This window comes from Paraburkholderia megapolitana, from assembly GCF_007556815.1.
In the GTDB taxonomy this organism is placed as follows: domain Bacteria; phylum Pseudomonadota; class Gammaproteobacteria; order Burkholderiales; family Burkholderiaceae; genus Paraburkholderia; species Paraburkholderia megapolitana.
On record NZ_CP041743.1, the window covers coordinates 1,011,492 to 1,033,966 of the forward strand.

The window sequence follows — 22,475 nt, forward strand, 5'->3', positions numbered from 1 at the left end:
GTTCGACGGGGAAGTAAGCGAAGTGCAGGTTGGAAGTTTGTGAGCAGGTGATTCGGATGGTGCTTCGGCGCCATCCGGATACGAATTAGCGCTGCGGATATCGCCGTCATACCTCGGGCGTTTCAAGCGTCTTCCACCGTTCAAGTTTGTCGACCTGTTTGTGAAGCCATTTAGGCGGGAGCACAGCGGAACCCCACTCGTCGCTGCGGCTTGCATACTCCCCCAGAAACCAGAAGTGCCGCGCAGACACAAACGGCGCTATAGCTGTGAAATCGCTCGAAGATAATGGCGACGATTCGCGATATCCCTCGATAAACGACTTCCATCGCTCAAGCTGTTCTGCGTCCAGCTCCGACTCCTTGGTGTTCAACAAATTAGCCCACAGATAAACCGCGAGATCGTAAGCGAGGTAGCCCGGACCACCATCGTCGAAATCAAAGAACGATGCGATGCGACTCCCGTCCGAAGAATCGGTCATAAACGTGTTTCCACCATGGCAGTCACCGTGACAAGCCACCGTGGTCAATTGCGTCGCCGCTTCGATCTTCTCGATCAGAACCGAGGCAACGGATCTCAATCGTCCCTCAAGAACCTCATCCATCGACGAGTGATCCAGAAGCCGTTGTAGCGGTCGATTGATCAAATGATCGACATTCAGAACATACTTGCTTGCTGGTCCACTATAGGTCTGCGCTAAACGATGAAGATTTGCGAGGCTCGCAGCCATCGTTCTAACGTCACGCAACGCGACGCCTGGCGGATCGCCTGCAAGAAATTCAAATATGACAAGCGAGCGATGACCTTCCGCTGTGTCAACCTCGATACTCAGAGCACCGGTATTCGTGCGGATTGGTGCGGCTACATGACCACCTAAGGTCTTAAGATGAAAAAGCAGCGAGGTTTCGTAACTAACATTTGACTCTCCTCTAGCCCGACGTGAGCTTAGACGAGCTACGCTGCGGCGGCCATCGGCAAAGCGAAGGTCGTAAACATCGTTGAAACCCCTGCGTAACAAGCCACAGGTAAGCGCCGGTTCAAAAGGATACGTCGAGGCGATGAAATCGCGGAGTTCGTTTCCATCGATCGTCGAATACACCGCTCGAAGTGGCCTGCGGGTGGCATTCTCAAGGTCGACCATATAGACGCTCCAGAACTTGACGCGATATCGCATTTTCCATGCGTTTCCTTTCAATGAGCTTCTCCGGAGATTCGTCGAAGCCACCACGATTTCTTGACGCCCACCATCCGCATTTTTGCACCGCGTTTACACGGGGAAGTCTACCCTCGAAGTTGTCTGAAACAACCACCGTGGCTCGGCCACATCTCATGGCTCTCACACAACCGCTGCAGATTTTCGACGCCGTGCCCCAACGCGCACGACCGATCTCCCGCAACAACGTCATCCCGTTCCGCGCCCCACGTGTGCTGCTCCCCGTAACGCTTCCTGGCCGTACCGAAGCGGCTTCGCGCGAGCTGCTGCGAACGCTTCTGTACTCCCCGCTAGGCGTCTACGTGGTCCGCACGGAAATCGTCCGCGGAAACGTTCTCGTGCATTTCGACATTGCACCCGATGATCTCGACTGCACGATGCACACGCTGATTGCCACCTTGCCCGAGGCAATCATCGGGCAACTACGACGCCGTGGCGCCAGCGCGGAGGTACGCTAGTCATGTACTCAGGAGTCTGGTTGCCGATTGTCACGCCGTTTCGCAACGGCGCCGTAGATATCGACGCGTTGCAACGTCTCGCCGACTACTATCTGCGCACGGAGATTAGTGGCTTCGTCGCATTGGGTACCACCGGCGAAGCAGCGCTGCTGTCAGAGGGTGAGCGCGTTGAGGTATTGCAAGCGCTAACGGATGTCGTTGGTACGCGCCTGCCCGTGCTGATAGGCGTGGGCGGCTCCGATACGCGCGAAGTCCTGCGCGAGATCCAGCGTTACGAACACTGGGACTGTGCCGGCTACCTGGTCTCCCCGCCTTCCTACATCTGCCCCGATCAAACCGGTGTGCAGTGGCACTTCGAACAGGTGGCGCGCGCAACCGATCACTCGATCGTGCTCTACGACGTCCCGCATCGCACCGGCGTGGCAATCGCACCGGCTACGGTCGAACGCCTGCTGGAACACGACAACATCCTCGCGATCAAGGAATGCGTGAAGGATCACTTCGACGCATTGCATAGCCTGCCGATCAGCGTGCTGTGCGGCACCGACGAAGCATTTGTCGACTGCGTAAGCGGCGGTGGATCGGGTGGCATTCTGGCAAGCGCACATGTCTGTGCGGATCTGCTGGTCGAAGTGCAGGAACTGGTCCAGACCGATCGCGAGGTAGAGGCGCGCACGCTATTTGCGAGCTTGCTGCCGGTGTTGCGGCTGTTGTTCGCTGCACCGAATCCCTCCGCAATCAAGGCGATGCTGGCATTCGATCACCCGATGACGGATGAAACCCGCATGCCCATCACGCGCGCTTCTGCGCAGCTGGTGGAGCGTTTGTCGCAGGCCCGCGATACGTTGCAGGATCTGCGCTCGGAGTTTGCCCTCGCGACAAGTTAGCCTTCGTCCTGGCTGTTAGAGCGAATAGTGAAATTCGTCGCTGACGGATCCTTTAAACTCGTCAGCGTTCTTCACATGCCGGTCAAGGACAAAACCAAGCGACTCAACGAGCCGAATCGATGCGACATTGCGCGTGTCGATTGCGGCATTGAACCTGGTGATCCCGTACGCTGCGCGAAGCGCGGGAAGCAACCCGCTTAAAGCTTCTCTCGCATAGCCCTGACGTTGACTCGACGAGAAAACGAAATACGCTACCCAGGCCTCTTTCGCATTCAGGTCTACCGTGGCCTGGACATAGCCGTGCGACCTGCCATCGAGACCAATCAACGCCCAGTTCAGCCATGCCTCAGTACCATCAGGGGAACGACGCCCTTCTAGCATGCGATATCTGGCAGCCAGATCCTCGACGTTCCCCGGTGGCTCTTCCGGAATGTAGCGATAGCAAGCGGGATCGCTCAATCCGTCGAACATCGTTGCGGCGTGGCTCGCAGCAAGAGGTTCAAGTCTGATACGAGGTGTCGACAGAATTGAAGAATCAAAGGATGTTGTGTTCAGGATGTTCATCTCGCTAGTTGTTGAAGACTCAGTCCGAGAAAACGTACTGGCCGTTCACCTTCCTGACGCCCAAAAACGCAAAATCCGGGAACAGCCGTTGACGGACATACCAGACGTAAACGATAACCGCAACGCCGATTGCCATCCCCAGTGAGGTCGAAACAGGGTCCTCCACGAAACTCGATATCTGCCCCGGCATCGCTACTATCGAGAGAAGGATAAATGCGTTGTATACGCTGGCTTTGTTTTTCGCGAATCCCCACACAAACAGCCCGGTGATAAGCAGCACAATCGCCCCGACCACCAACCCCACAGTCGGCGAGTCACTGGCAGCAATAGAGATCCCCGCGAGAATACCGAGCACCCCCTGGATGCAGATAATAGCGATGATGATTCCACGATGGATCTTGTTCTCGGCGTAGCGTCGTGGATCGAGATGCGCCGCGATAAAGTACGCAACAACCCGATCCTTGACACCCCTCCCGGATAGCACAGCAAAAACGTCCTGCTTCTTTTTGCCGGCGGACAGCATCTCGGTTACCTCGACCTGCAATTCCTTGTTGTTCATGTTTGGCTCCTCGGCTTTAACCCCCACACGCTTCACGTGCAATTCGCGCGCGCCCTCTCATTTATCGACCGCCCTCATTAGAACATCGGATGCGCCGCCGGATAAAGCGCCGTTCTCAAGGCAAGTCCACCGAGCACAACAAAGATAATGGCCGCGAGAATATGCACTGCCTTAGTCGGCAGACGGTCCGCGAACTTGTGTCCAAGATAGATAACCGGTACGTTCGCCAGCATCATGCCCAACGTCGTACCCGCGACCACGCCGAAAAACTCATGAAATCGCGCAGCAAGCGCGATCGTCACGATTTGAGTCTTGTCGCCCATCTCCGCGAGAAAGAACGTCACGGCCGTCGTGCCGAATACGCCGAGCGTATTTTTCGTCACCGCCGCATCGGCGTCGTCGAGCTTATCCGGAACGAGAATCCACACGGCCATTACCGCAAACGATGCAACGACTGCCCAATTCAAAATGCCGGGGCTCAGAACGCTCGCGAGCCATGCGCCTAATGCGCCGGATGCCGCGTGGTTTATCAACGTCGCGGCAAACACGCCTAGAGCGATAGGAATTGGCTTGCGATAACGCGCAGCCAGCACGAGAGACAGCAGCTGTGTCTTGTCGCCGATTTCGGCGAGGCCCACCACGCTGGTCGAAACGAGAAAGGATTGCATGTGGAGTTGTACCCGGGCCGCGCTGATAAAACGCGATGACGCGCATTCCGGCGACCCGGTTAGGTCGGAATGCGTGTCATCGGTCTTGCCAGGCATATCGCTGCGTACGCCATGGAGGGTCTTGCGACTCCCCAAGTATGTTGACGTGCGCCCCCGAACATCGCGTCCAGGGCGGCTACTCCCCAATGAGCTGGCGCGATTCTATCGCGTCAGGTGTTACAGCAGCAAGTCGATTGAAGGGTGAAAAATTACATAAACCTTTCTGACGTGCTATGCTCGCCCCTGTCTTTGGGGAGTAGCCGGCTTCCGCCCGGAAGCGCCTGCATCAACATACTCGGTCGCACAGATCGTGGTGCAGGCAGCCGTCAGGTTGGCAAGACCATCGACACATCACGCGACCGGTCGGGCGCGGCGATGTGTCATGGTTCTCTGCCCGACCTTGAGTGCTCGCTCTCATGAATCCTGTCGCAACCCTGTTCCTCGCCTTCGCCATGTCCACCGATGCCTTTGCAGCCGCAATCGGCAAAGGTGCCACGCTCCATCGCCCTCGCTGGAGCGAGGCTATCAGGACGGGACTGATCTTCGGCGTTATCGAAGCGCTAACCCCTTTGGCCGGGTGGTTTCTTGGCAAAGCAGCAGCGCAATACGTCTCCGCATGGGATCACTGGATCGCATTTACGTTGCTGCTCGTCCTTGGCGCTCGCATGGCTTTCAACAGCTTCAGCGCTAAAGAAATCGAAGAGACGAAGCCCGCAACGCATTCGTTCTGGTTGCTTGCCTTAACGGGCTTTGCTACGAGTATCGATGCGATGGCGGTCGGTGCGGGTCTCGCCTTTGTCGACGTCAACATCTACTCGACGGCTGCGGCAATCGGACTCGCCACCATGGCGATGGTCACGATCGGGGTCATGCTCGGTCGTGTGATCGGTCGCGTCGCGGGCAGGCGTGCGGAGATGGCGGGCGGCGTAGTGCTGATCGGAATCGGTAGCACGATACTCGCCGAGCACCTGAAAATTTTCGGCTAGGCGTTTGCTGCTTGCTCATCAACCGGCAAGCCGAGTGCCGGAATGCACCAGCGATGCAGCGCTTCTTCCAGGCCGTCTGTGCTGTTCTCTTCACCGGTCCAGGCAATGCAGGCATCGGGACGAATCAGCATCGAAGGCCCGGTAGCCACAGCGACGCAACGTACTCGTCGCGTGCAGCTCGCCACAAGCGTTGAAGCTTTCCCGTCGGTTGAGGCATCGAGAAAAACACTCATGCCATCCTGCATGACATCGTAGAGCGAGACATGTGCATCGCTAAGGTCGATCGGCTTGTCGCCGATCAACCGTCCGACATCGTCAAGGTCCGAGCCGAGGTCGTAACGAATGGAAAGCCCGCTCATGATCTCGCCAATAAAGCGATTGACGTCATCGAACTGCATCAGGTTTGCGACGATGTCCCGCATCGCACCCGCTTGTGGATCGGGTCGCATGATGGCGATCTGCGCGAGCGTATTTGCCATGACTGCTTCGGCGACAGGTCGACGCTCGGCTGTGTAGGTATCGAGCAGGCTGTCGGGCATCTCGCCGCGAACCACCGCGGCAAGCTTCCACCCAAGATTCGCAGCGTCCACTAGCCCGAGACTCAGGCCCTGACCGCCGAACGGCGAATGGACATGTGCGGCATCGCCGGCAAGCAGCACTCTGCCTTGACGGTAAGTATCGACAAGCCGCGTGTTGTCGGTCCACCGGCTCGCGCTTTCGAGCGCCTTCACACGCACATCCTCTCCGCTAACCCTGCGTAGAACCGCTTCGATCTCCTCACGCGTGACCGGAGCCTCGCGATCTTCAGGCGGACCGCTAAAGTCCAGCATGAAGAATCGACCGGGAAACGGTCCATAAGAAAACACGCCGCCCGATGTGCGACGCCAACCGGTAGGCAACAGGCGCTCGGGATGATCGATCTCGGCAGTCGCCTGATACATCGTCATCGACGGCGCCGTGCCGGGGAACGCGAAGCCAGCCATCTTGCGGATCTGGCTACGCCCGCCGTCGCAACCCACGAAGTAGGCGCAACGAATACGGTCTTCGCCCGCCGGAGATACCCACTCCACATCGACGCCGTCCACCCGCTGAACAACGTTCGTCACATCGCACTCGCGACGCACCTCGATGCCAAGCGCGCGTACGCGCTCTGCCAGCATCGCTTCGACAGCCTGTTGATCCACGGGGTGTGCATGCCGTTGCGGCTCCTTCTGCGCATCCTTGCGGATAAGAGACAGGCCAGCAAAATGACCGCTGAACTTCGACCCTTTTCCACGCGTGTTCGGGCCGTTCTGCTCAGTGAACTTCTTTATCGTCGTAAAGGTGTGCTCTTCTGCGGCGGCGATTGCCGCGGCCATGCCGCGACGCTGCAACGCTTCGCTTCCCAGCGGTCCGATACCGAGTGCCTTGCTGGCCATGCTCGGGGCCGCGAGGCGTTCGAGCACGAGGACGCGCGCACCGCCCAGAGTCAGCTCGATTGCGCTCAGAAGTCCGACAGGGCCGGCGCCCACAATGACGACATCCATCATGAATTCCATGTACTTGATTCCAATATGTACTCAGTACATATTTTGAGATATCATCTGTGCCATGTCAACGCCATCCGACCGTCGATCCCGCAAACGCCTCGCCACGCGCCAGGGCATCTCCAATATCGCCACGCGCCTCTTCCTCGAACGGGGCTTCGATGAAGTGACCGTGGACGAAATCGCGGAAGCCGCCGACGTCGGGCGAATGACGGTGTTCAACCACTTTCCGCGCAAGGAGGACATGTTCTTCGATCGTGACGAGGAATTCCGCGAGATCCTGCGTGAGGCACTGCGACAGCGCGATGCGCGCGTGGCGCCGATCGAGACGTTGCGTCTGCTCGCTCACCGGCTTGCCGAGGAACAGAGTCCGTTCGTTGAATTCTCTGCGGCAAGCCAGGGCTTCATCGCGACGATCGAGGGTAGTGAAACCCTTAAGGCACGGGCGAGAGCAATACGCGACGAACTCACGCAAGTACTGGCAGCGGCACTATCCGAATGCGTAGAAGAAGAACCTGCCGATCCTCTCGCCCATCTGGCGGCGAGTTTGTTCTTTGCCGTGTGGACCGTGGCACTCATCCAGGCTCACCAAACCTTCCGACAGCGGCAAGATACCGGGGAAGCGAAAGCGGTGTTTCTCGCTATGGTCGAGCAAGGAACCGTCGGCGTTAAAGCTGCAATGGAAGGTACGGCTTACGCCTGAGCAGGCACTACCTGCAAGCGAACAACGCACCTTTGCTTACGCTCGATGAAGTCCGCATTTGTACCGTAATGTATCCGCAGCACGTGTTGAAACACGCCTATACAAAAGCCACATTCTCCGACACATGCGGGATAACTCCGTGCGCTCGAATACGGTCTTCGAGCGTTGGGCTCGAGATGCAGTGCACCTTTCACTGCCTCAGGAACCCGGCTTCATTGCCACCCGGAGACCCTATGTCCGACAACACCTCTCCCCAATCGCCGTCGCGCCGTCGTTTCGTGAATGTAGCCGCGGCGACTGTTGCTGCCGGCTCATTGAGCCAGCTCGCGTTCGCAGAAACGAATTCGTCGATCACGCAAATTACGCAACCGGCCAACGGCGACACGACCGCGATTCGTCCGCTTCGTGTGCACGTTCCCGAATCGCAACTGATCGATTTGCGACGACGCATCAAGGCAACGAGGTGGCCCGAGCGCGAGACGGTCACCGACGACTCGCAAGGCGTGCCGCTCGCGATGGTGCAGGAATTCGCACGCCATTGGTCGACAGACTACGACTGGCGCGCATGTGAAGCGAAGCTGAACGCGCTGCCGCAATTCATCACCGAGATCGATGGGCTGGATATTCATTTCATCCACGTTCGTTCGAAACATGAAAATGCCATGCCGCTCATCGTCACGCACGGGTGGCCCGGTTCGATCATCGAGCAGTTGAAGATCGTCGATCCGCTAACCAATCCGACCGCCTATGGCGCGAGCGCGTCGGATACCTTCCATCTGGTCATTCCGTCTCTACCGGGTTACGGTTTTTCAGGCAAGCCGACTACGACAGGCTGGGGACCGGAGAAGACCGCGCGTGCCTGGGTCGTACTCATGAAGCGCCTTGGGTATGAGAAATTTGCAGCGCAAGGCGGCGACCTTGGTGGCGTAGTCTGCAATGTAATGGGTAAGCAGGCGCCGCCGGAATTGCTGGGCATACACGTGAGCTTCCCCGCTACGGTTCCGCCGGAAATTGCAAAGGCGCTTCAGGCTGGCGACCCAGCACCCTCCGGTCTCTCCGATGACGAAAAGCACGCTTACGAGCAGCTCAACTCGGCCTTCAAGAAACGACGCGCCTACGCACTCGAGATGGGAACACGCCCGCAAACGCTGTACGGATTAGCGGACTCACCCGTTGCACTGGCAAGCTGGCTTCTCGATCACGGTGATGGTTATGTTCAGCCGGCCGCGGCATTGACGTCGGCGGTGTTTGGGCGCGACGTCAATGGCGAATCGGCCGGTAGCCTGACACGTAACGACGTCCTCGACGACATCACACTCTACTGGCTGACTAACACCGGGATTTCCGCGGCGCGCTTCTATTGGGAGTCGCACTTCAACTTCCTGGCCGCCGCCGACGTGTCCATCCCGACTGCCGTCAGCGTCTTTCCGCGAGAAAACTACCAGGCCCCGCGAAGCTGGACAGAGCGGGCGTATCACAATCTGATCTATTACAACAGGGTTGAGAAAGGCGGACACTTTGCGGCGTGGGAACAACCGCAGTTGTTTGCGGAAGAAGTTCGTGCGGGGTTGAGATCGTTGCGTCAGCAATGAAGCGTCGGAAGCCCCGCGGGGTTTCCGACACCACACAGGAAACGATGCCGCTTTATACAGCCCGAACCAGCGGCTTGTCCGTCTCCGCCAGCCGGATATCCACCGGACCGATTCCGCAGATGGCAATCACGACCGGCTCTGGTTCGCCGCGACGAACACCGTCGTAATGCCAGGTTCGCGCGATGCGCCGCACGAAGGTGCCGGCCGGCACCGGCACCGTGTGCCCAGGATCGAAGTCCTGGCCGCTATTGATCCACCAGGTGCCGGACAGCACGACGCATAAGCGATCCGAGGCGTAGCTGTGAGGCGCGCTCATATAGCCCGGGTACCAGCGTATCAGCGTGTAATAGATGCCTTCCTTCACCGGATTGCTATACAGGTACGCGCTCTCGATACTCTTCGGCGGCGCGTCGACCTGCGGGATGAACTTGATATCCGGGGGCAGCGTATACATGGTCTCGCTGGTATCGATCGGACTCGCCTCGGCTCCTCCGGTCAACAGCAACGGGGCTATGCCTCCTAACATCGCTAGCATCTGGCGTCGGCTGACGCTGTCTCCTGCCATCACGACTCTCCTTCTCTATTTCGTGGACGTTCATCGCGCGCGGTAACGCGTTTCATGCGCGACCGCGCGAAGACCACTATAGGTCAAGCGGAGACGGACCAGAAGGAAGGATCTGCTTTACACGCGTGTCAGGTCTTCTCGGGTTCTTTGAAACTGGTGCTTCTCGTCACGGTTTCCCACGTGTCGAGATCGTGATTGAGGTCCGCGAGTTTTTTGCGGATCAGATCGAGTGCGTCTCCACCGATCACCAGATGCATCGGCGGTCGATCCGACTCCACAGCGGCAATGATCGCCTTGCTGCCCAACACCGGATCGCCCTGCTGCGCCCCATGCGCAGCGGATACGTTGTCGCGCGCCTTGCCGGCGGTCTCCGCATAGGCCGGCAGTCTTGTCTTCGACTGCTTCAAGGACCCGCCGCGGAAGTCGGTTCGAAAAGCGCCCGGCTCGACGGCCGTCACACCGAGACCAAAAGGCGCAATCTCTTTGGCCAGTGTTTCGGATAACCCCTCTACGGCGAACTTCGCCATATGGTAGAAACCGACCGCCGGAAAAGTCGTCAGCCCGCCGACCGAACTGATGTTGACGACGTGTCCGCGGCCACGCTCGCGCATACCGGGCAGCGCCGCCTTGATCATGTTCCAGGTGCCGAAGACGTTGGTCTCGAACATTTCCCGGACGTCATCGTCTTCACCTTCCTCGATCGCTGCGAGGTACCCGTAGCCCGCATTGTTCACGAGCACGTCGATGGCCCCAAAGCGCGCTTCGGCCGCAGCCACTGCCGCGCGCACCTGATCGACCCGGGTAACGTCGAGCTCCACGGCAGCGGCGGCCTCGCCGTATTCCTTCACGATGTCCGCGAGCGTGGACACATCCCGTGCACTCATGACGACGCGATAACCCGCTTTGAGAGCCTCCAGAGCCAGCGCCCGGCCCAAACCTTTCGAGCAGCCTGTAATCAGCCAGACAGCATTTTTCTTGATCATGTCTTTACCTTTCATCTTGTGAACGAATCGAAATCGCACCTTGACGCTATGGTAGAGACGCTTATCCTTGCAATCATCCTGGATAATTCGAATGAGTCATGCCATCAGATCGCACGATACCGAGAGGCAGCCTTGACGATCTGTCGGCGTTTGCCATGGTTGCGAGAACCCGCAGCTTCACGCGCGCAGCCGCCGATCTCGGCGTGTCGAACTCAATGCTCAGTTACACGATCAAGCGGCTGGAGCAACGTCTCGGCATCGCGTTATTGCGACGAACCAGCCGCAGCGTCGCGCCGACGGAGGCGGGAGAAAAGCTGTTGCTCGCACTGGAGCCCGCGCTTGCCGCAATCCATGACACCTTGGGCACGCTGGGGCGCGAGCACGATCGCGTTTCCGGCACGCTTCGCATCACGGCGACGCGCCAGGCTTATGACGCTGTCATCCGGCCCGTGCTCGCCGATTTCTGCGCGGCGCATCCGCAAGCCACGCTCGAAGTCATCATCGATTATGGGTTTCGCGACATCGTGGCCGATCGCTTCGACGCCGGCATTCGACTCGGCGAGAAACTGGAGCAGGACATGGTTGCGCTTCGCGTAGGACCGGAGCTTCGTATGGCAGTCGTCGCGTCGCCGGTGTACCTGGCGCGCTATCCCGCGCCGCGGATGCCGGAGGACCTTCAGGCGCATCTTTGCATCAACTACCGGATGGTTAGCGCGCACACGCTTTATGCCTGGGAGTTTGAAAAGGACGGCCGTCACCTGAAGCTAAAACTGTCCGGGCCGCTGACGTTCAACGAACCCGAGCCCATGCTTCAAGCCGCCGTGGATGGACTCGGTGTCGCTTACGTACTGGAGCACGAGGCAGCGGCCTCGATCGAATCGGGTCGCCTTGTCAGGTTGCTGGAAGAGTGGACGCCGCCCTTTCCCGGATTCTTCCTTTATTACCCATCGCGCAAGCAGGTTTCCTCTGCGCTTGCGGCATTGTTGACGCTCTTAAGGGAGCGGCATAATGCGTCGCTGAAGCCCGCGACTTAAGAACCGTCTTCGCGAATGCGCCATCAAGCGGCCGCTGCATTCTTCGCGATATCACCAGCGTTTGTCAGGTCTTCCACTCCCCAGCACAGGTCCATAACGTGACGGGCCTGCTGAGCCGGGATGGTCCCGTCCGCGAGATCCGCAAACTTCTTCTCGAGTGCCTGATCGCTCATCGGCACTTCGAGACTACCGATGGCGTGTTCAATATATTTGTGCAGCGATCGCCCGTCCTTTAGCACGATGGTCATATCGACCTGCTCGGGTTTGATCATGGGATCGACGATCGGCACGACCTTGCCACGCAGGTCGACGATGACGGGATCGCGTACCGCTCGATCGCTGAACTGTTTCTCGCCGCCGGCTCCTTCGACAAGCGCCACCGCAGTCGCGTGATAGATGCTGAACTTACCTTCGAGCCCATCGCGCGGTGTCTTCTTTCCTGTGAGTTCGAGTACCAGCGGATTGACCTTGAGTTCAACGCGAGCGATCTGGTCCGGTATCAGTCTGTTCTCGTTGCGCAACTGGATTGCAGCGTCGATTGCCGGATGCATGACGATGCCGCAGGCAAACGGTTTGTAGGTGTTGAGCGCCGCTTCGTAATGCTGGCCGAGCCCGTCGGTGATCTGCGTGTAGTCCTGTTTGGTGCTGAGCGTGTTTGCCCAACCGCGCTTCGCTTCGATCATCTTGTCGGAACTCGTGAAGTTCTTCGACGCGAGAATCGCCGCGAACAAACCGTTGCTCGCCGCGCGACCTAGATTGAAGCTCTTGTTCATCGAACCGAACGATTCGCGCAGACCGACCGGTTGCGAGGCTGCAAGGCCGAGAGCCCAGATCATCTGCTGCTCATTCAACCCTATCAGCTTGCCGACGGCCGCCGCCGCACCGAATACGCCGGTGGTGCCGGTGATATGCCAGCCCACGTCATAGTGGTTTGGATACACCGCATTGCCGATCCGGCATTCCGTCTCGACACCGAGCACGAGCGCGTTCAGGAAATCCTTGCCATTCACCGGTTGCATTTCTGCGAGCGCAAGAATGGCCGAGGCGACTGGTCCGGCCGGATGGATGATCGTCTTCAGATGAGTATCGTCGTAGTCGAAGATGTGACTCGATACACCATTCAGGAATGCGGCGTTCATCACGTCGAATCGTTCGCGACGACCGAGCAGATTCGCCTGCGGTGGCCCCGAGAATGGTGCAAGCGCCGATACGGCGATGTCGACGGTCTCGTGATGGGAACCGCCTATCGCCACACCGACCCAGTTGAACAGCGTGCGGACGCCTTCCTTGCGGACCTTGGGTGGGAGATCGTCGTATTTCGCTGCGACGATGTAGTGCGCGAGTGTGCGTGTGATGTCTTGCGGTTCTGGTGCTACTGGTGGCTTAGCCGATGACGCACTCTCTGCCGCCTGGGCGACATCCGTGGCGCGAAAGCCGGCAAGAGTCAGCGGTATGGTTGCAGAGGCAAGCAGCATTGAACGGCGATCGATTGGGGGCATCACGACTCCTCGAGTGGGCCAATGTTTCGGTGGTGCGATGTGCGCGACCGTGAAGGCCGAGGCGCTTTTTGTGTCGCAGTGTATCTGCGAATCGCCGTGATACACGACATTGCAATTGACCCGCCTCTCAGACACAAGCCAGATACTTCGGCGCGTTCAAATGCATCAACGCCAGACGCCGCCTGCATCCTGCCTCTCAACCTGTACGGTCCAGTAACCATGCTATCCATTATTTTCTCCAGTCTGCCCGGTATCTTCACGATCCTCGGTATTTACATCCGGCCGCCACGGCGCTTCGTCATGTTTTGCCTCACGGCGGCTATTGCACTTGGCGCCAACACTGTAGCGCTGGCTCGTGTGCCGACGATTGTCGACTCCGGACACGAGAAGAAACCAGTCGACCCGCTTCCGCGCAGCGCTGCGGCGCTGCCCGTGGAAGGCGTACTGCCGACGCTTGGCGGCGCAGTGGCGTGGTTGAACTCCCCGCCGCTGACCGCTCAGAACCTGCGCGGCAAGGTCGTGCTGGTCGACTTCTGGACCTATTCGTGCATCAACAGCTTACGTTCGCTGCCATATCTGAAAGCGTGGGCGCAAAAGTACAAGGCCCAAGGGCTGGTTGTAATAGGTGTGCAAGCGCCCGAATTCACTTTCGAGCACAACGTCAGCAATGTTAAGAAAGCGACGCATGACCTCGGCATCACCTACCCGGTCGCAATCGACAATAACGACGCGATCTGGCGTGCGCTCGGCAATGAATACTGGCCTGCTTTGTATGTGGTCGATGCACAGGGACGGATCCGCTATCACTATTTCGGCGAGGGCGACTACGTACAATCGGAAAAGGTCATTCAGCAACTGCTGATCGACGCGGGACATGCAGACGCGGCAAAGATCGCACCGGGGTTGGCCGATATACCTGCGCAAGGCGTGCAGATGGCCGCTGACATCGCCGATATCCAGTCTCCCGAAACCTACATCGGCTACGCGCGCGCAGACAATTTCGTTTCACGCGGCGGCGAAACGCAGGACCAGCCGCGTACGTATGTCGCCCCCTCGCAGCTAGCCTTGAATGACTGGGGACTTGCGGGCACGTGGAAGGTCGGCGCCGAGCATGCGGTGCTTGCGGCCGCGTCCGGGCGCATCATCTTTCGTTTTCATGCACGCGATCTGCATCTGGTGCTTGGGCCCGGCAATGACGGAAAGCCGGTGCGGTTTCGCGTCAGCATCGATGACGCTGCGCCTGGCGAGGCACACGGCGTCGACGTCAGCGCTGATGGAAGTGGAACCGTGACTGAGCAGCGACTCTATCAACTGGTGCGGCAAACCGGCCACATTCAGGACCACACGTTCTCGATCGAGTTTCTGGACCCGGGTGTCGAAGCGTATGTATTCACGTTCGGCTGATGATCGACGAAGCGGTGCATGTGCATTCGTTGCTCTGGGGCTGCCGTCACGTCATTCCTCACGCTACCGGAGCGCAGGACATCCTTAGGTTTGATATCGTTCGATGTAGTCAGGCAAGCAATATCCACCCAAACTAAAGGCACTCAAATGATCGACCACGTCTACATTTCCGTCATCGACATCGACAGGTCACTGGCTTTCTATTCCGAAGCCTTGAAGCCACTCGGCTGGCGCGTATTCGGCAACTACGACGCCGCTTCGGGCCCCGAGGGCGTCCCTGATCTTTACGGCATTGGTGACGACGTGTACGGCAAGGGCGATGCGGTCGGCTCAAGCATCTGGTTACGTCGACGCAACCCTGGCGAGACCGGGCTATACCTCGGGATCGTCTGCGACACCAATGAACTGGTTGACGCGGCCTACGCTGCTGCAATCAAAGCCGGTGGCACCGACGAGGGGAAACCAGCCGACCGCGCTTACTTCGCCCATGGCTACTACGCTGCCAATGTCGCCGACTTCGATGGCAACCGGCTCGAGTTCGTACACAAAGCGTGGAATCCCAAGCGACACGCATAGTGGCGGGACGACTCTTCCTGTTTCGGGTGTTGAAGGGAAAGTCCAGAACGATGGACACCCCGGCCGATAGAAGTGCCTGCACATGCTCCGAGAGCACCCGTCTGATCCGCACCGAACACCGCACGTAATCATCAAGCGTGCGGATCTCGCCCGGATAGAGATGCGTAAGCCAGACATCTTCGCTGATCACCACGGCATTCTCGGTGCGCGCCAGGTGTTTCGTCAGCGTCGATTTCCCCGACGCGATCTTCCCGCAAAGCATGTGAAGAACGGCTGCATTGTTCAACCTGGTCTTGCTATCGCTCATCATGTCCAAGTCCTTTGGTAGGGAGGACCAAGAAAGCAAAAACCCGCCTTCTGGGCGGGTTGCTTGCGAACTTTCAGGTCGACCCCCATCCACCTTCTACACTGACCGCAACAACCGATCAATCCCAACCGCAATCTCATCGACATGCGTCTCCAGCGCGAAATGCCCCGTATCGAGCAACTCAACGATTGCATCCGGGTTATCGCGCCGGTAAGCATGCGCACCCGGCGGAATAAAAAACGGATCATGCTTGCCCCAAATCGCAAGAGTCGGCGGCCGGAACTCGCGGAAATACGCCTGAAACTGCGGATACAGCACGAGGTTCGACCGATAGTCGAGAAACAGATCGAGCTGGATATCGCGATTACCGGGCCGCTCGAATAACGCCGTGTCGAGCGTGTACGTTTCTGGCGCAACACTCTGCGGATCGGCCACGCCGTGCTCGTACTGCCACTGCGTGCCCGCAAGCGTCAACACTTCATCGGCGATCGTTTTGCGGTTCGCCTCCGTCGGGCTCGACCAGTACGCACGGATCGGGGCCCACGCATCGCCAAGCCCCTCCTCATACGCATTGCCGTTCTGCGACACGAGCGCGGTCACCCGCTCCGGATGCGCAAGCGCCAGCCGAAACCCAACCGGCGCGCCGTAATCGAACACATACAACGCATAGCGACTAAGCCCAAGTGCATCGACAAAAGCCAGCGCAGTCTTCGCAAGCCCATCGAACGAATAGGTATAACCGCGCGCATCCGGCACCGTCGTGAAACCAAACCCCGGCAAGTCAGGCGCGATCACGCGGTAACGCGCCGCCAGCCGCGGCATCAGCTCGCGAAACATATGCGACGACGTGGGGAAACCGTGCAGCAGCAACAGCACCGGCGCATCGGCCGGACCGGCTTCGCGATAGAACACGTTGACACCGTCGGCATCGACGCGCTTGAGCGACACATGGGGAATAGCAGGCAACCCGGCTTCGGACAGCAACGACGTCGACATGATGATGTTCTCCTGGAGAAGGTGGATGATGAAACCGTTAAAGTACATTCAGTACGGTTACATCATTGACGACGCAATGTAACTTGTCAAGAACAATTTTGACGGTTACAGTTGATTCAGTATCCCTTGTGCTCTGCAGCCAGACGCTTCTGCCATGAACTCGCCCCGGCCCCCGGACGTCTTGATCGAACCGATGCTGATAGCCGACCACGTCGCGCTCGATCTGCTGAATACCGTCGCGCAAGTAGACGGCGCGCCGCGCGATTTCCTGCAAAGCGACGCCGATGTATTGCGCTGGCTCGAACGAATGGGGCTGCCCGCAAACGCACCGGCCTTCGCGTTGCACACGCCGCACGCGTTGCTCGACGCGACACGCGCATTGCGCGAGACCGTGCGAACACTCGTGGCGCAGCGCAAGGCAGGGGAAAACGTGGACGTGGCCGCGCTGAATGCGTTTCTCGCGCGCGGTCGCTATGCCGTGCAGGTGGTAGCGGATGAAGGGAGTTGGCGTGTCGAGCGGCGCACTGAGCAGCGCTGCGTCGAACATCTGTTGATGCCGCTTGCCGAAGCGGCGGCGGAACTACTCGCTAACGGCGAATTCGATCTCGTGCGCAAGTGCGAACAGCCCGATTGCACAAGATGTTTCTACGACCGGACGAAATCGCATCGACGTCGCTGGTGCAGCATGGCGACCTGCGGCAACCGCCACAAGGTTGCGAATTATCGCAAGCGGCAGCAGGGCTGAGCCGCATCGTCACCACTCGTCACGAACGCGTTTAGTTGCCCGCCATGCGAGCCCTCTCCAGCAGCAATTCGCGCTCGCGGGCATTGCGTGTCATTGATGCCGCCCGCGCGAATTCGACGCGCGCCTCGTCGATACGACCGAGCTTCGCAAGCAGGTCGCCACGTACGCTCGGTAGCCAGTGGTAGTTCGCGAGCGCAGGTTCGGCCGCGAGTGCATCGACGAGTTCGAGCCCAGCAGCAGGACCGAACGCCATCCCCACCGCCACCGCGCGATTCAGCTCGACCACCGGCGACGGTGTAACCTGCACGAGCGCATCGTAAAGCGCGACGATCTGCTCCCAGTCGGTGTCATCCGCGCGATGTGCGCGCGCGTGGCAGGCGGCCAGCGCAGCCTGCAGCGCGTACGGCCCACTCGCGCCGCCGAGCGTCTCGGCCCGCTCCAGCGCGACGAGTCCGCGGCGGATCAGCAGCGGGTCCCAACGGCTGCGATCCTGATCGAGCAACAACACCGGACGCCCTTGCGCATCGACACGCGCATGCGTGCGCGACGCCTGGATCTCCATCAGCGCGACCAGACCATGCACTTCGCTCTCGCCGGGCGCGAGCCCGGCGAGCACGCGCCCGAGCCGCATCGCTTCTTCGCAGAGCGCGGGACGCATCCAGTCGTCGCCGGCGGTCGCCGAATAGCCTTCGTTGAAGATCAGATAGATCACTTCGAGCACCGACGCGAGGCGCACCGCGCGCGCATCGGCCTGCGGCACATCGAACGGCACTTTCGCCGCCGACAGCGTGCGTTTCGCACGCACGATGCGCTGCGCAATGGTCGGTTCCGGCACGAGAAAGCCGCGTGCGATTTCGTCGGTGGTGAGACCGCCTAGCAGGCGCAGCGTCAACGCGACGCGCGCATCGGTCGATAGCACCGGGTGGCACGCGGTGAACACGAGCCGCAGCAGGTCGTCGCCGATGTCGTCTGCGCGCGCAGCGTCGAGTGCGTCGACGAAGTCGGGCACGACATGCGCTTCGAGCGCATCCAGATCGAGGCCGAGTTCCTCATGCTTGCGCGCATGCAATGCATCGAGTCGCAACCGGTCGAGCGCGCGATTTTTCGCCGTCGCCATTAGCCAGGCCCCCGGGTTATCGGGCACGCCCGCTTCGGGCCAATGCTCGAGTGCGGCCACGAGCGCGTCCTGCGCAAGTTCCTCAGCCACGCCGACGTCGCGCACCACGCGCGCGACGTAAGCAATGACCTTCGCCGCTTCGATCCGCCAGACCGCCTCGATCGCACGATGCGTCGCTGCCGTAGTCACGTTCGACCTCAGGAAACGCATTCGGCGTTAGGGTCCATGTGGATCAACTCCCACATGTGCCCATCGACATCCTCGAAACTGCGTTCGTACATAAAGCCGTAGTCCTGCGGCGCACGCGGTACCTTCCCGCCCGCCGCCACCGCTTTCGCCACGAGGCGATCGACTTCTTCGCGGCTGTCGCACGACAGGCATACGAGTGCTTCAGTGCTCTGCGCCGGATCGCACAGCGTCTTGTGCGTGAAGCTCTGGAAGAACGGCTTGACCAGCAGCATCGTGTAGATATTCTCGCCAACGATCATGCAGGCTGCCTGATCGTTGGTGAACTTCGGATCGAATTCGAAGCCGAGGTGAGAAAAGAATGCCTTCGAGCGACCCAGATCGCCGACGGCCAGATTGACGTAGATTTGCTTGTGCATGATCAAACAGTCCTTTGTACCGTGAGGCCGGCAACACACGACGTAGCCGGCCGATGTGTGTGGTGTGGGCTTAGCTCGCTTCGGCCAGCGTCTTCAGGTTGTTCAGTCCGCTTTCGAAGTCGTTGCCGACCATCTTGTCCATGCTGACGAACACCTCCATCAGCTTCGACACATACGGCGAGGGTCCGTGCATTGTCCAGGTGACGTCGGTGGCACCGGGGGTATCGGCGGCAGGCGTGAGCGTGAAATCGGCCATGTTGTGCGCCTCGAACGGCTTGATGAAATCGAGCTGCATCGTCACGCGTGAAGGCGCTGTGTTATCGACGATGGTCATCTGTCCAACGCCGATCTTCTCGCCTGTCCAGGCGTAGCTCGCACCGGGACCGACATCGGGCCCACCGTAGGTGCCCTTCAGATTCGGATCTTTCTTCTCGAACGGGTTCCATCTATTGAAGTTGCGCAGACTGTCGATCAGCGCATAAATGCGCTCGGGCGGCGCCTGGATGCGCACGGTACGCGCGATGTGAAACGTATCGGGCCGGGTCGCCGCGTAGATCAGCACCAGACCGACGATAGCAACGACAGCGATGAGCAGGTTCTTGAACATGACGCGTCTCCTCAGTTCGTTGCCGCCTGATGATGAACGGTGTCGAGCTTGCGAAAACGGTCTACCGCATCGCTCGGTCCGAAGTCATCGAGTTCGAAAATCTGACGCACTTCGATTTCGCCGTCGGCCAGTTCGCCGAACGGCGCGGGAAAACGCCGCGCCCATTCCATCGCTTCCTCGCGCGAGCGCACCTGGATCAGCGTGTAACCGGCAATCAGTTCCTTCGTTTCGGCGAACGGCCCGTCGATCACCCGGCGCTGTCCATTCGAATACTGGATGCGCCAGCCCGTGGAACTCGGCTGAAGGCCAGTGGCATCGAGCAGCACACCGGCCTTCGCAAGCTCTTCGTGATAGGTCGTCATGGCGGCGATCAGCTCTTCGGACGGCATGCCGCCGGCTTCGCTCGTTGCACTCGCTTTGATCATCATCATGAAACGCATCGCAATCTCTCCGTTGGGTTGTCAGTGGGAGGAACCGTTTGCTGGCTCCTTACCGACACGACGAACGGCGAACAACGAGATCGACACGGAATGACGAGATCAGGGTAAATACCTGGTCGCGAAGCGATACGACGTTTATTTGTAGCAGGGAGCGACTTCGCGGACCTCGATGGTCGCCCATTCGGCGGCTGGGCAGGTGGCGGCGATTTCGAGCGCTTCGGCGCGGGTTGCGCAATCGAGCAGGAAGAATCCGCCGACCATTTCCTTCGCTTCGGCAAACGGGCCATCCACGAGCCTGCGTTCGCCGTTACGCACCTGCAGCCGCGCGGCCTGCTTCGTCGACGCCAGCGACTGCGCTTCAAGCAAAAGCCCGCGTGACTGGAGATCGGCGCCATAGGCAAGCATGCGGTCGTACAGCACGCGCCCTTCCGCTTCGGTGCGATCGTTGCGCTGGTCGGCGGGTTCGACGATGAGCAGCATGTAAGTCATGAAGTCTCCGTGATTAGTCCAGGATCCGACGCGTCGGGCAAATGCGGTTGGGTGGATTGCGATCGGAGTCTAGCAAGCGGAACGGAGCCAGGCAAACGGGGTTCGACGCCGGAGATCGGCACGGCACACCGCTTGCTACTCCCTTTGGTACCCGCTTTTCCTACGGAGTTCGCTATGTGGAATCGAATCAGATGGATCAGTGTGACGGCCGCCGCCGTTCTGGCGCCGCTCGTGGCAGGCTGCACGCTAGGCGGCGCAGCAGCGGGCGGTGTGATCGGCAACGAAGCGACGAATCACAGCGCGGTCGGCACCGTTGGCGGCGCCGTGGCGGGCGGCATTATCGGGCACGAACTGGGTAAGTAGCGGCAACGCCGGCAGCGTCGATCCGTCGCTGCGGCGACGCGTAAAAATTCGCGCCGATCAGATCAATCGCCGCCCGCGACCAACCCCGAGCGATGCTGCTTGCCCCACGAGCGTCCGCCGCGCAAAAAATGCAACCAGCCGAGCACCGCTCCAGTGTGGCGCAGTAACTGGAACGTGAACGGCTCGGTTATCGCAGCGGCAGTCGCCGCCCACAAACTCGAGTTCGCGCGATCGCCGGTCCAGCGACGATACAGATGCACGCACCATAGATAGAACGCGAGATCGAGCGCGGTCTTGAGACCGATCACGCTGAAGATCGACAGCACGATCCCACCGTGTCCGCCGAACACAAAACCGAACAGCAACGCGACCGCGGTCAGCCCGTAAACCGGCTGCATCGTATCGAACGCCTTGACCGGCAGCATCAACATGCCAAGCGTGCCGTAGCGCGGATTGCCGGTCATGTCGCGATTCCAGTATTGCGTCTGCAGAAAGCCCGCAAACCAGCGGCGACGCTGCCGTAAAAACGTGCCGAGTGTGGCCGGCGCGTCGGTGCGCGCGTGCGCGTCGCCGACGACATGCACATCCCAGTCGAGCCCGTGATCCACCGAGTAGCGACGCAACCGATGGATCAACTCATAGTCTTCAACGAGGCACTGCGGATCGAACCCGCCGACCGTCATCAGCGCATCGCGACGAAACGCAGCAAACGCACCCGACACCAGCAGCAGACTATCGGCACGCATCCACGCAAAACGCGCGATGAAGTTGCGCATGTACTCGTAGGTCTGGAACCACTGGAACAAACGCCCCGATACGGTCTTGCCGCACACCGGCACGATCACGCCCGCCGCCGCGACGACACGCGGATACTGCGCAAACGCGCGCCGCATCGCCAAGGTTGCGTCGTCGGCTAGCAGCGTGTCTGCGTCGACGGTCATTACCGTTTCAGTCGATACCAGCGTGATCGCTGCATTCAGCGCACGTGCCTTGCCGCCGTGCGCCACGCGTAACCAGTAGAGATTCGGATAGCGCGTACTCGGTGCACTCAGTTCGCCCTCGCGCGGCGCGATCAAGCCGAATTCGCGCACGAGCAGCTCGTGCGTGCCATCGCTCGAACCGTCGTCAGCGATGACGATCTGCGCGGGGCCTTGCGTCTGTCTTAGCAGCGCCGCGAGCGTGATCGGCAACACGGACGCTTCGTTGTGTGCGGCGACGAGCACGCCCATCGAAGGCAACTCGTCTTCGCTAAAGGCAGCGACCGGCGGCTTCACATCGCCGCGCGCAAGCGGCAACGTCTTTAGCGTGACGAAGATCAGCAGCAGCGTGTCGTAGATCACATACGCCAGCCCCGTAGACCAGGCCACGACGCCATGCAGAAAAAACGCGCGGGCAAACAGGATCAACCACAACGCTCCTACGCTGCCGTGTATCAGCAGCCCCGTCAGCGTAACGGGGCGCGGCACGATGCGCGGCGAGGCGGCTGCCAGCGCCTGTTCCAGAGAAGTCTTCAAGTTGCTCACTCTTTACGTCGATGGGGGTGATGTTCGATC

Annotated in this window: 24 protein-coding genes, 2 pseudogenes and 2 riboswitches; of the genes and pseudogenes, 10 read left to right on the top strand and 16 right to left on the bottom strand. The window is 59.7% G+C overall.

Annotated elements, in window-relative coordinates; all coding sequences use genetic code 11:
* Nucleotides 1-106: 106 nt before the first annotated feature.
* Nucleotides 107-1,138, bottom strand: a complete 1,032-nt coding sequence (locus FNZ07_RS04260) for a phosphotransferase enzyme family protein (protein ID WP_170275663.1) — start codon at nucleotides 1,136-1,138, stop codon at nucleotides 107-109.
* Nucleotides 1,139-1,326: 188 nt separating this feature from the next.
* Between FNZ07_RS04260 and FNZ07_RS04265 the strand changes: the two genes are divergently transcribed.
* Both FNZ07_RS04265 and FNZ07_RS04270 read left to right on the top strand, forming a co-directional pair.
* Nucleotides 1,327-1,668, top strand: a complete 342-nt coding sequence (locus FNZ07_RS04265; RefSeq protein ID WP_091011748.1) for a hypothetical protein — start codon at nucleotides 1,327-1,329, stop codon at nucleotides 1,666-1,668.
* Nucleotides 1,669-1,670: 2 nt separating this feature from the next.
* Nucleotides 1,671-2,555: a 4-hydroxy-tetrahydrodipicolinate synthase family protein gene (locus FNZ07_RS04270; RefSeq protein WP_091011749.1), complete on the top strand. Its 885-nt coding sequence runs from the start codon at nucleotides 1,671-1,673 to the stop codon at nucleotides 2,553-2,555.
* A gap of 15 nt (nucleotides 2,556-2,570) precedes the next feature.
* On the opposite strand, the gene FNZ07_RS04275 is transcribed toward FNZ07_RS04270, so the two are convergent.
* From FNZ07_RS04275 to FNZ07_RS04285, 3 genes are all read right to left on the bottom strand, one after another.
* Nucleotides 2,571-3,119 carry a GNAT family N-acetyltransferase gene (locus FNZ07_RS04275; protein ID WP_091011750.1) on the bottom strand — a complete coding sequence of 183 codons (549 nt, stop codon included), beginning with the start codon at nucleotides 3,117-3,119 and terminating at the stop codon, nucleotides 2,571-2,573.
* Between the two features lie 19 nt (nucleotides 3,120-3,138).
* Nucleotides 3,139-3,678, bottom strand: coding sequence for a hypothetical protein (locus FNZ07_RS04280; protein WP_091011751.1), 540 nt, complete (start codon nucleotides 3,676-3,678; stop codon nucleotides 3,139-3,141).
* Between the two features lie 77 nt (nucleotides 3,679-3,755).
* On the bottom strand, nucleotides 3,756-4,346 hold the full coding sequence (locus FNZ07_RS04285) for a TMEM165/GDT1 family protein (protein ID WP_091012803.1): 591 nt from the start codon (nucleotides 4,344-4,346) through the stop codon (nucleotides 3,756-3,758).
* 13 nt (nucleotides 4,347-4,359) lie between these two features.
* A riboswitch (yybP-ykoY riboswitch) is annotated at nucleotides 4,360-4,542 on the bottom strand.
* Nucleotides 4,543-4,624: 82 nt separating this feature from the next.
* Nucleotides 4,625-4,795: riboswitch (yybP-ykoY riboswitch) on the top strand.
* 6 nt (nucleotides 4,796-4,801) lie between these two features.
* On the opposite strand from FNZ07_RS04285, the gene mntP reads away from it, so the two are divergent.
* The gene (mntP, locus tag FNZ07_RS04290) at nucleotides 4,802-5,371 is read left to right on the top strand and encodes a manganese efflux pump MntP (RefSeq protein ID WP_091011752.1); all 570 of its coding nucleotides are present in this window, start codon (nucleotides 4,802-4,804) and stop codon (nucleotides 5,369-5,371) included.
* Here the strand turns inward: mntP and FNZ07_RS04295 are convergent.
* Nucleotides 5,368-6,909 (bottom strand): FAD-dependent monooxygenase, encoded by a 1,542-nt coding sequence (locus FNZ07_RS04295; protein WP_091011753.1) that lies wholly within the window; start codon nucleotides 6,907-6,909, stop codon nucleotides 5,368-5,370. The genes mntP and FNZ07_RS04295 overlap by 4 nt on opposite strands.
* Before the next feature lie 52 nt (nucleotides 6,910-6,961).
* On the opposite strand from FNZ07_RS04295, the gene FNZ07_RS04300 reads away from it, so the two are divergent.
* Together FNZ07_RS04300 and FNZ07_RS04305 are read left to right on the top strand one after the other, a co-directional pair.
* Entirely contained in the window at nucleotides 6,962-7,600 is a 639-nt protein-coding gene (locus tag FNZ07_RS04300) for a TetR/AcrR family transcriptional regulator (protein ID WP_091011754.1), read from the top strand.
* Between the two features lie 233 nt (nucleotides 7,601-7,833).
* The gene (locus tag FNZ07_RS04305) at nucleotides 7,834-9,192 is read left to right on the top strand and encodes an epoxide hydrolase family protein (RefSeq protein ID WP_091011755.1); all 1,359 of its coding nucleotides are present in this window, start codon (nucleotides 7,834-7,836) and stop codon (nucleotides 9,190-9,192) included.
* 52 nt (nucleotides 9,193-9,244) lie between these two features.
* Here FNZ07_RS04305 and FNZ07_RS04310 read toward each other — a convergent pair whose 3' ends face one another.
* Entirely contained in the window at nucleotides 9,245-9,757 is a 513-nt protein-coding gene (locus tag FNZ07_RS04310; RefSeq protein ID WP_211367883.1) for a cupin domain-containing protein, read from the bottom strand.
* A 128-nt stretch (nucleotides 9,758-9,885) separates the two neighbouring features.
* Nucleotides 9,886-10,740, bottom strand: coding sequence for an oxidoreductase (locus FNZ07_RS04315; RefSeq protein ID WP_091012809.1), 855 nt, complete (start codon nucleotides 10,738-10,740; stop codon nucleotides 9,886-9,888).
* A gap of 155 nt (nucleotides 10,741-10,895) precedes the next feature.
* Between FNZ07_RS04315 and FNZ07_RS04320 the strand changes: the two genes are divergently transcribed.
* The gene (locus FNZ07_RS04320; protein ID WP_322789492.1) at nucleotides 10,896-11,774 is read left to right on the top strand and encodes a LysR family transcriptional regulator; all 879 of its coding nucleotides are present in this window, start codon (nucleotides 10,896-10,898) and stop codon (nucleotides 11,772-11,774) included.
* Between the two features lie 23 nt (nucleotides 11,775-11,797).
* Here FNZ07_RS04320 and FNZ07_RS04325 read toward each other — a convergent pair whose 3' ends face one another.
* Nucleotides 11,798-13,273, bottom strand: coding sequence for an MmgE/PrpD family protein (locus tag FNZ07_RS04325; RefSeq protein WP_091011757.1), 1,476 nt, complete (start codon nucleotides 13,271-13,273; stop codon nucleotides 11,798-11,800).
* A 207-nt stretch (nucleotides 13,274-13,480) separates the two neighbouring features.
* Here FNZ07_RS04325 and FNZ07_RS04330 point away from each other — a divergent pair.
* Nucleotides 13,481-14,677 (top strand): annotated as a pseudogene (locus FNZ07_RS04330) (thioredoxin family protein); the annotation flags it as partial.
* Between the two features lie 147 nt (nucleotides 14,678-14,824).
* Nucleotides 14,825-15,253 (top strand): VOC family protein, encoded by a 429-nt coding sequence (locus tag FNZ07_RS33960; RefSeq protein WP_091011759.1) that lies wholly within the window; start codon nucleotides 14,825-14,827, stop codon nucleotides 15,251-15,253.
* Between the two features lie 46 nt (nucleotides 15,254-15,299).
* Here the strand turns inward: FNZ07_RS33960 and FNZ07_RS33965 are convergent.
* Nucleotides 15,300-15,563 (bottom strand): annotated as a pseudogene (locus tag FNZ07_RS33965) (AAA family ATPase); the annotation flags it as partial.
* A gap of 93 nt (nucleotides 15,564-15,656) precedes the next feature.
* A complete protein-coding gene (locus tag FNZ07_RS04345; protein ID WP_091011760.1) occupies nucleotides 15,657-16,556 on the bottom strand; it encodes an alpha/beta fold hydrolase in 900 nt (299 codons plus the stop codon).
* A 154-nt stretch (nucleotides 16,557-16,710) separates the two neighbouring features.
* Between FNZ07_RS04345 and FNZ07_RS04350 the strand changes: the two genes are divergently transcribed.
* Complete coding sequence (locus FNZ07_RS04350) at nucleotides 16,711-17,301, top strand: CGNR zinc finger domain-containing protein (protein ID WP_091011761.1); 591 nt, start codon at nucleotides 16,711-16,713, stop codon at nucleotides 17,299-17,301.
* Between the two features lie 31 nt (nucleotides 17,302-17,332).
* Here the strand turns inward: FNZ07_RS04350 and FNZ07_RS04355 are convergent, their stop codons facing one another.
* The 5 genes from FNZ07_RS04355 to FNZ07_RS04375 all read right to left on the bottom strand — a co-directional run bounded on the left by FNZ07_RS04355 (nucleotide 17,333) and on the right by FNZ07_RS04375 (nucleotide 20,559).
* Nucleotides 17,333-18,607, bottom strand: a complete 1,275-nt coding sequence (locus FNZ07_RS04355) for an RNA polymerase sigma factor (RefSeq protein ID WP_091012811.1) — start codon at nucleotides 18,605-18,607, stop codon at nucleotides 17,333-17,335.
* A gap of 8 nt (nucleotides 18,608-18,615) precedes the next feature.
* On the bottom strand, nucleotides 18,616-19,023 hold the full coding sequence (locus tag FNZ07_RS04360; RefSeq protein ID WP_091011762.1) for a VOC family protein: 408 nt from the start codon (nucleotides 19,021-19,023) through the stop codon (nucleotides 18,616-18,618).
* Nucleotides 19,024-19,093: 70 nt separating this feature from the next.
* On the bottom strand, nucleotides 19,094-19,630 hold the full coding sequence (locus FNZ07_RS04365) for an SRPBCC family protein (protein ID WP_091011763.1): 537 nt from the start codon (nucleotides 19,628-19,630) through the stop codon (nucleotides 19,094-19,096).
* Nucleotides 19,631-19,641: 11 nt separating this feature from the next.
* The gene (locus FNZ07_RS04370) at nucleotides 19,642-20,070 is read right to left on the bottom strand and encodes a YciI family protein (protein WP_091011764.1); all 429 of its coding nucleotides are present in this window, start codon (nucleotides 20,068-20,070) and stop codon (nucleotides 19,642-19,644) included.
* 135 nt (nucleotides 20,071-20,205) lie between these two features.
* Nucleotides 20,206-20,559 carry a YciI family protein gene (locus FNZ07_RS04375; protein ID WP_091011765.1) on the bottom strand — a complete coding sequence of 118 codons (354 nt, stop codon included), beginning with the start codon at nucleotides 20,557-20,559 and terminating at the stop codon, nucleotides 20,206-20,208.
* A gap of 174 nt (nucleotides 20,560-20,733) precedes the next feature.
* Here FNZ07_RS04375 and FNZ07_RS04380 point away from each other — a divergent pair, with 174 nt between their 5' ends.
* Nucleotides 20,734-20,922: a glycine zipper 2TM domain-containing protein gene (locus tag FNZ07_RS04380; protein WP_091011766.1), complete on the top strand. Its 189-nt coding sequence runs from the start codon at nucleotides 20,734-20,736 to the stop codon at nucleotides 20,920-20,922.
* A gap of 62 nt (nucleotides 20,923-20,984) precedes the next feature.
* Here the strand turns inward: FNZ07_RS04380 and FNZ07_RS04385 are convergent, their stop codons facing one another.
* Nucleotides 20,985-22,436, bottom strand: a complete 1,452-nt coding sequence (locus tag FNZ07_RS04385) for a glycosyltransferase family 2 protein (RefSeq protein WP_091012813.1) — start codon at nucleotides 22,434-22,436, stop codon at nucleotides 20,985-20,987.
* Nucleotides 22,437-22,475 lie beyond the last annotated feature (39 nt).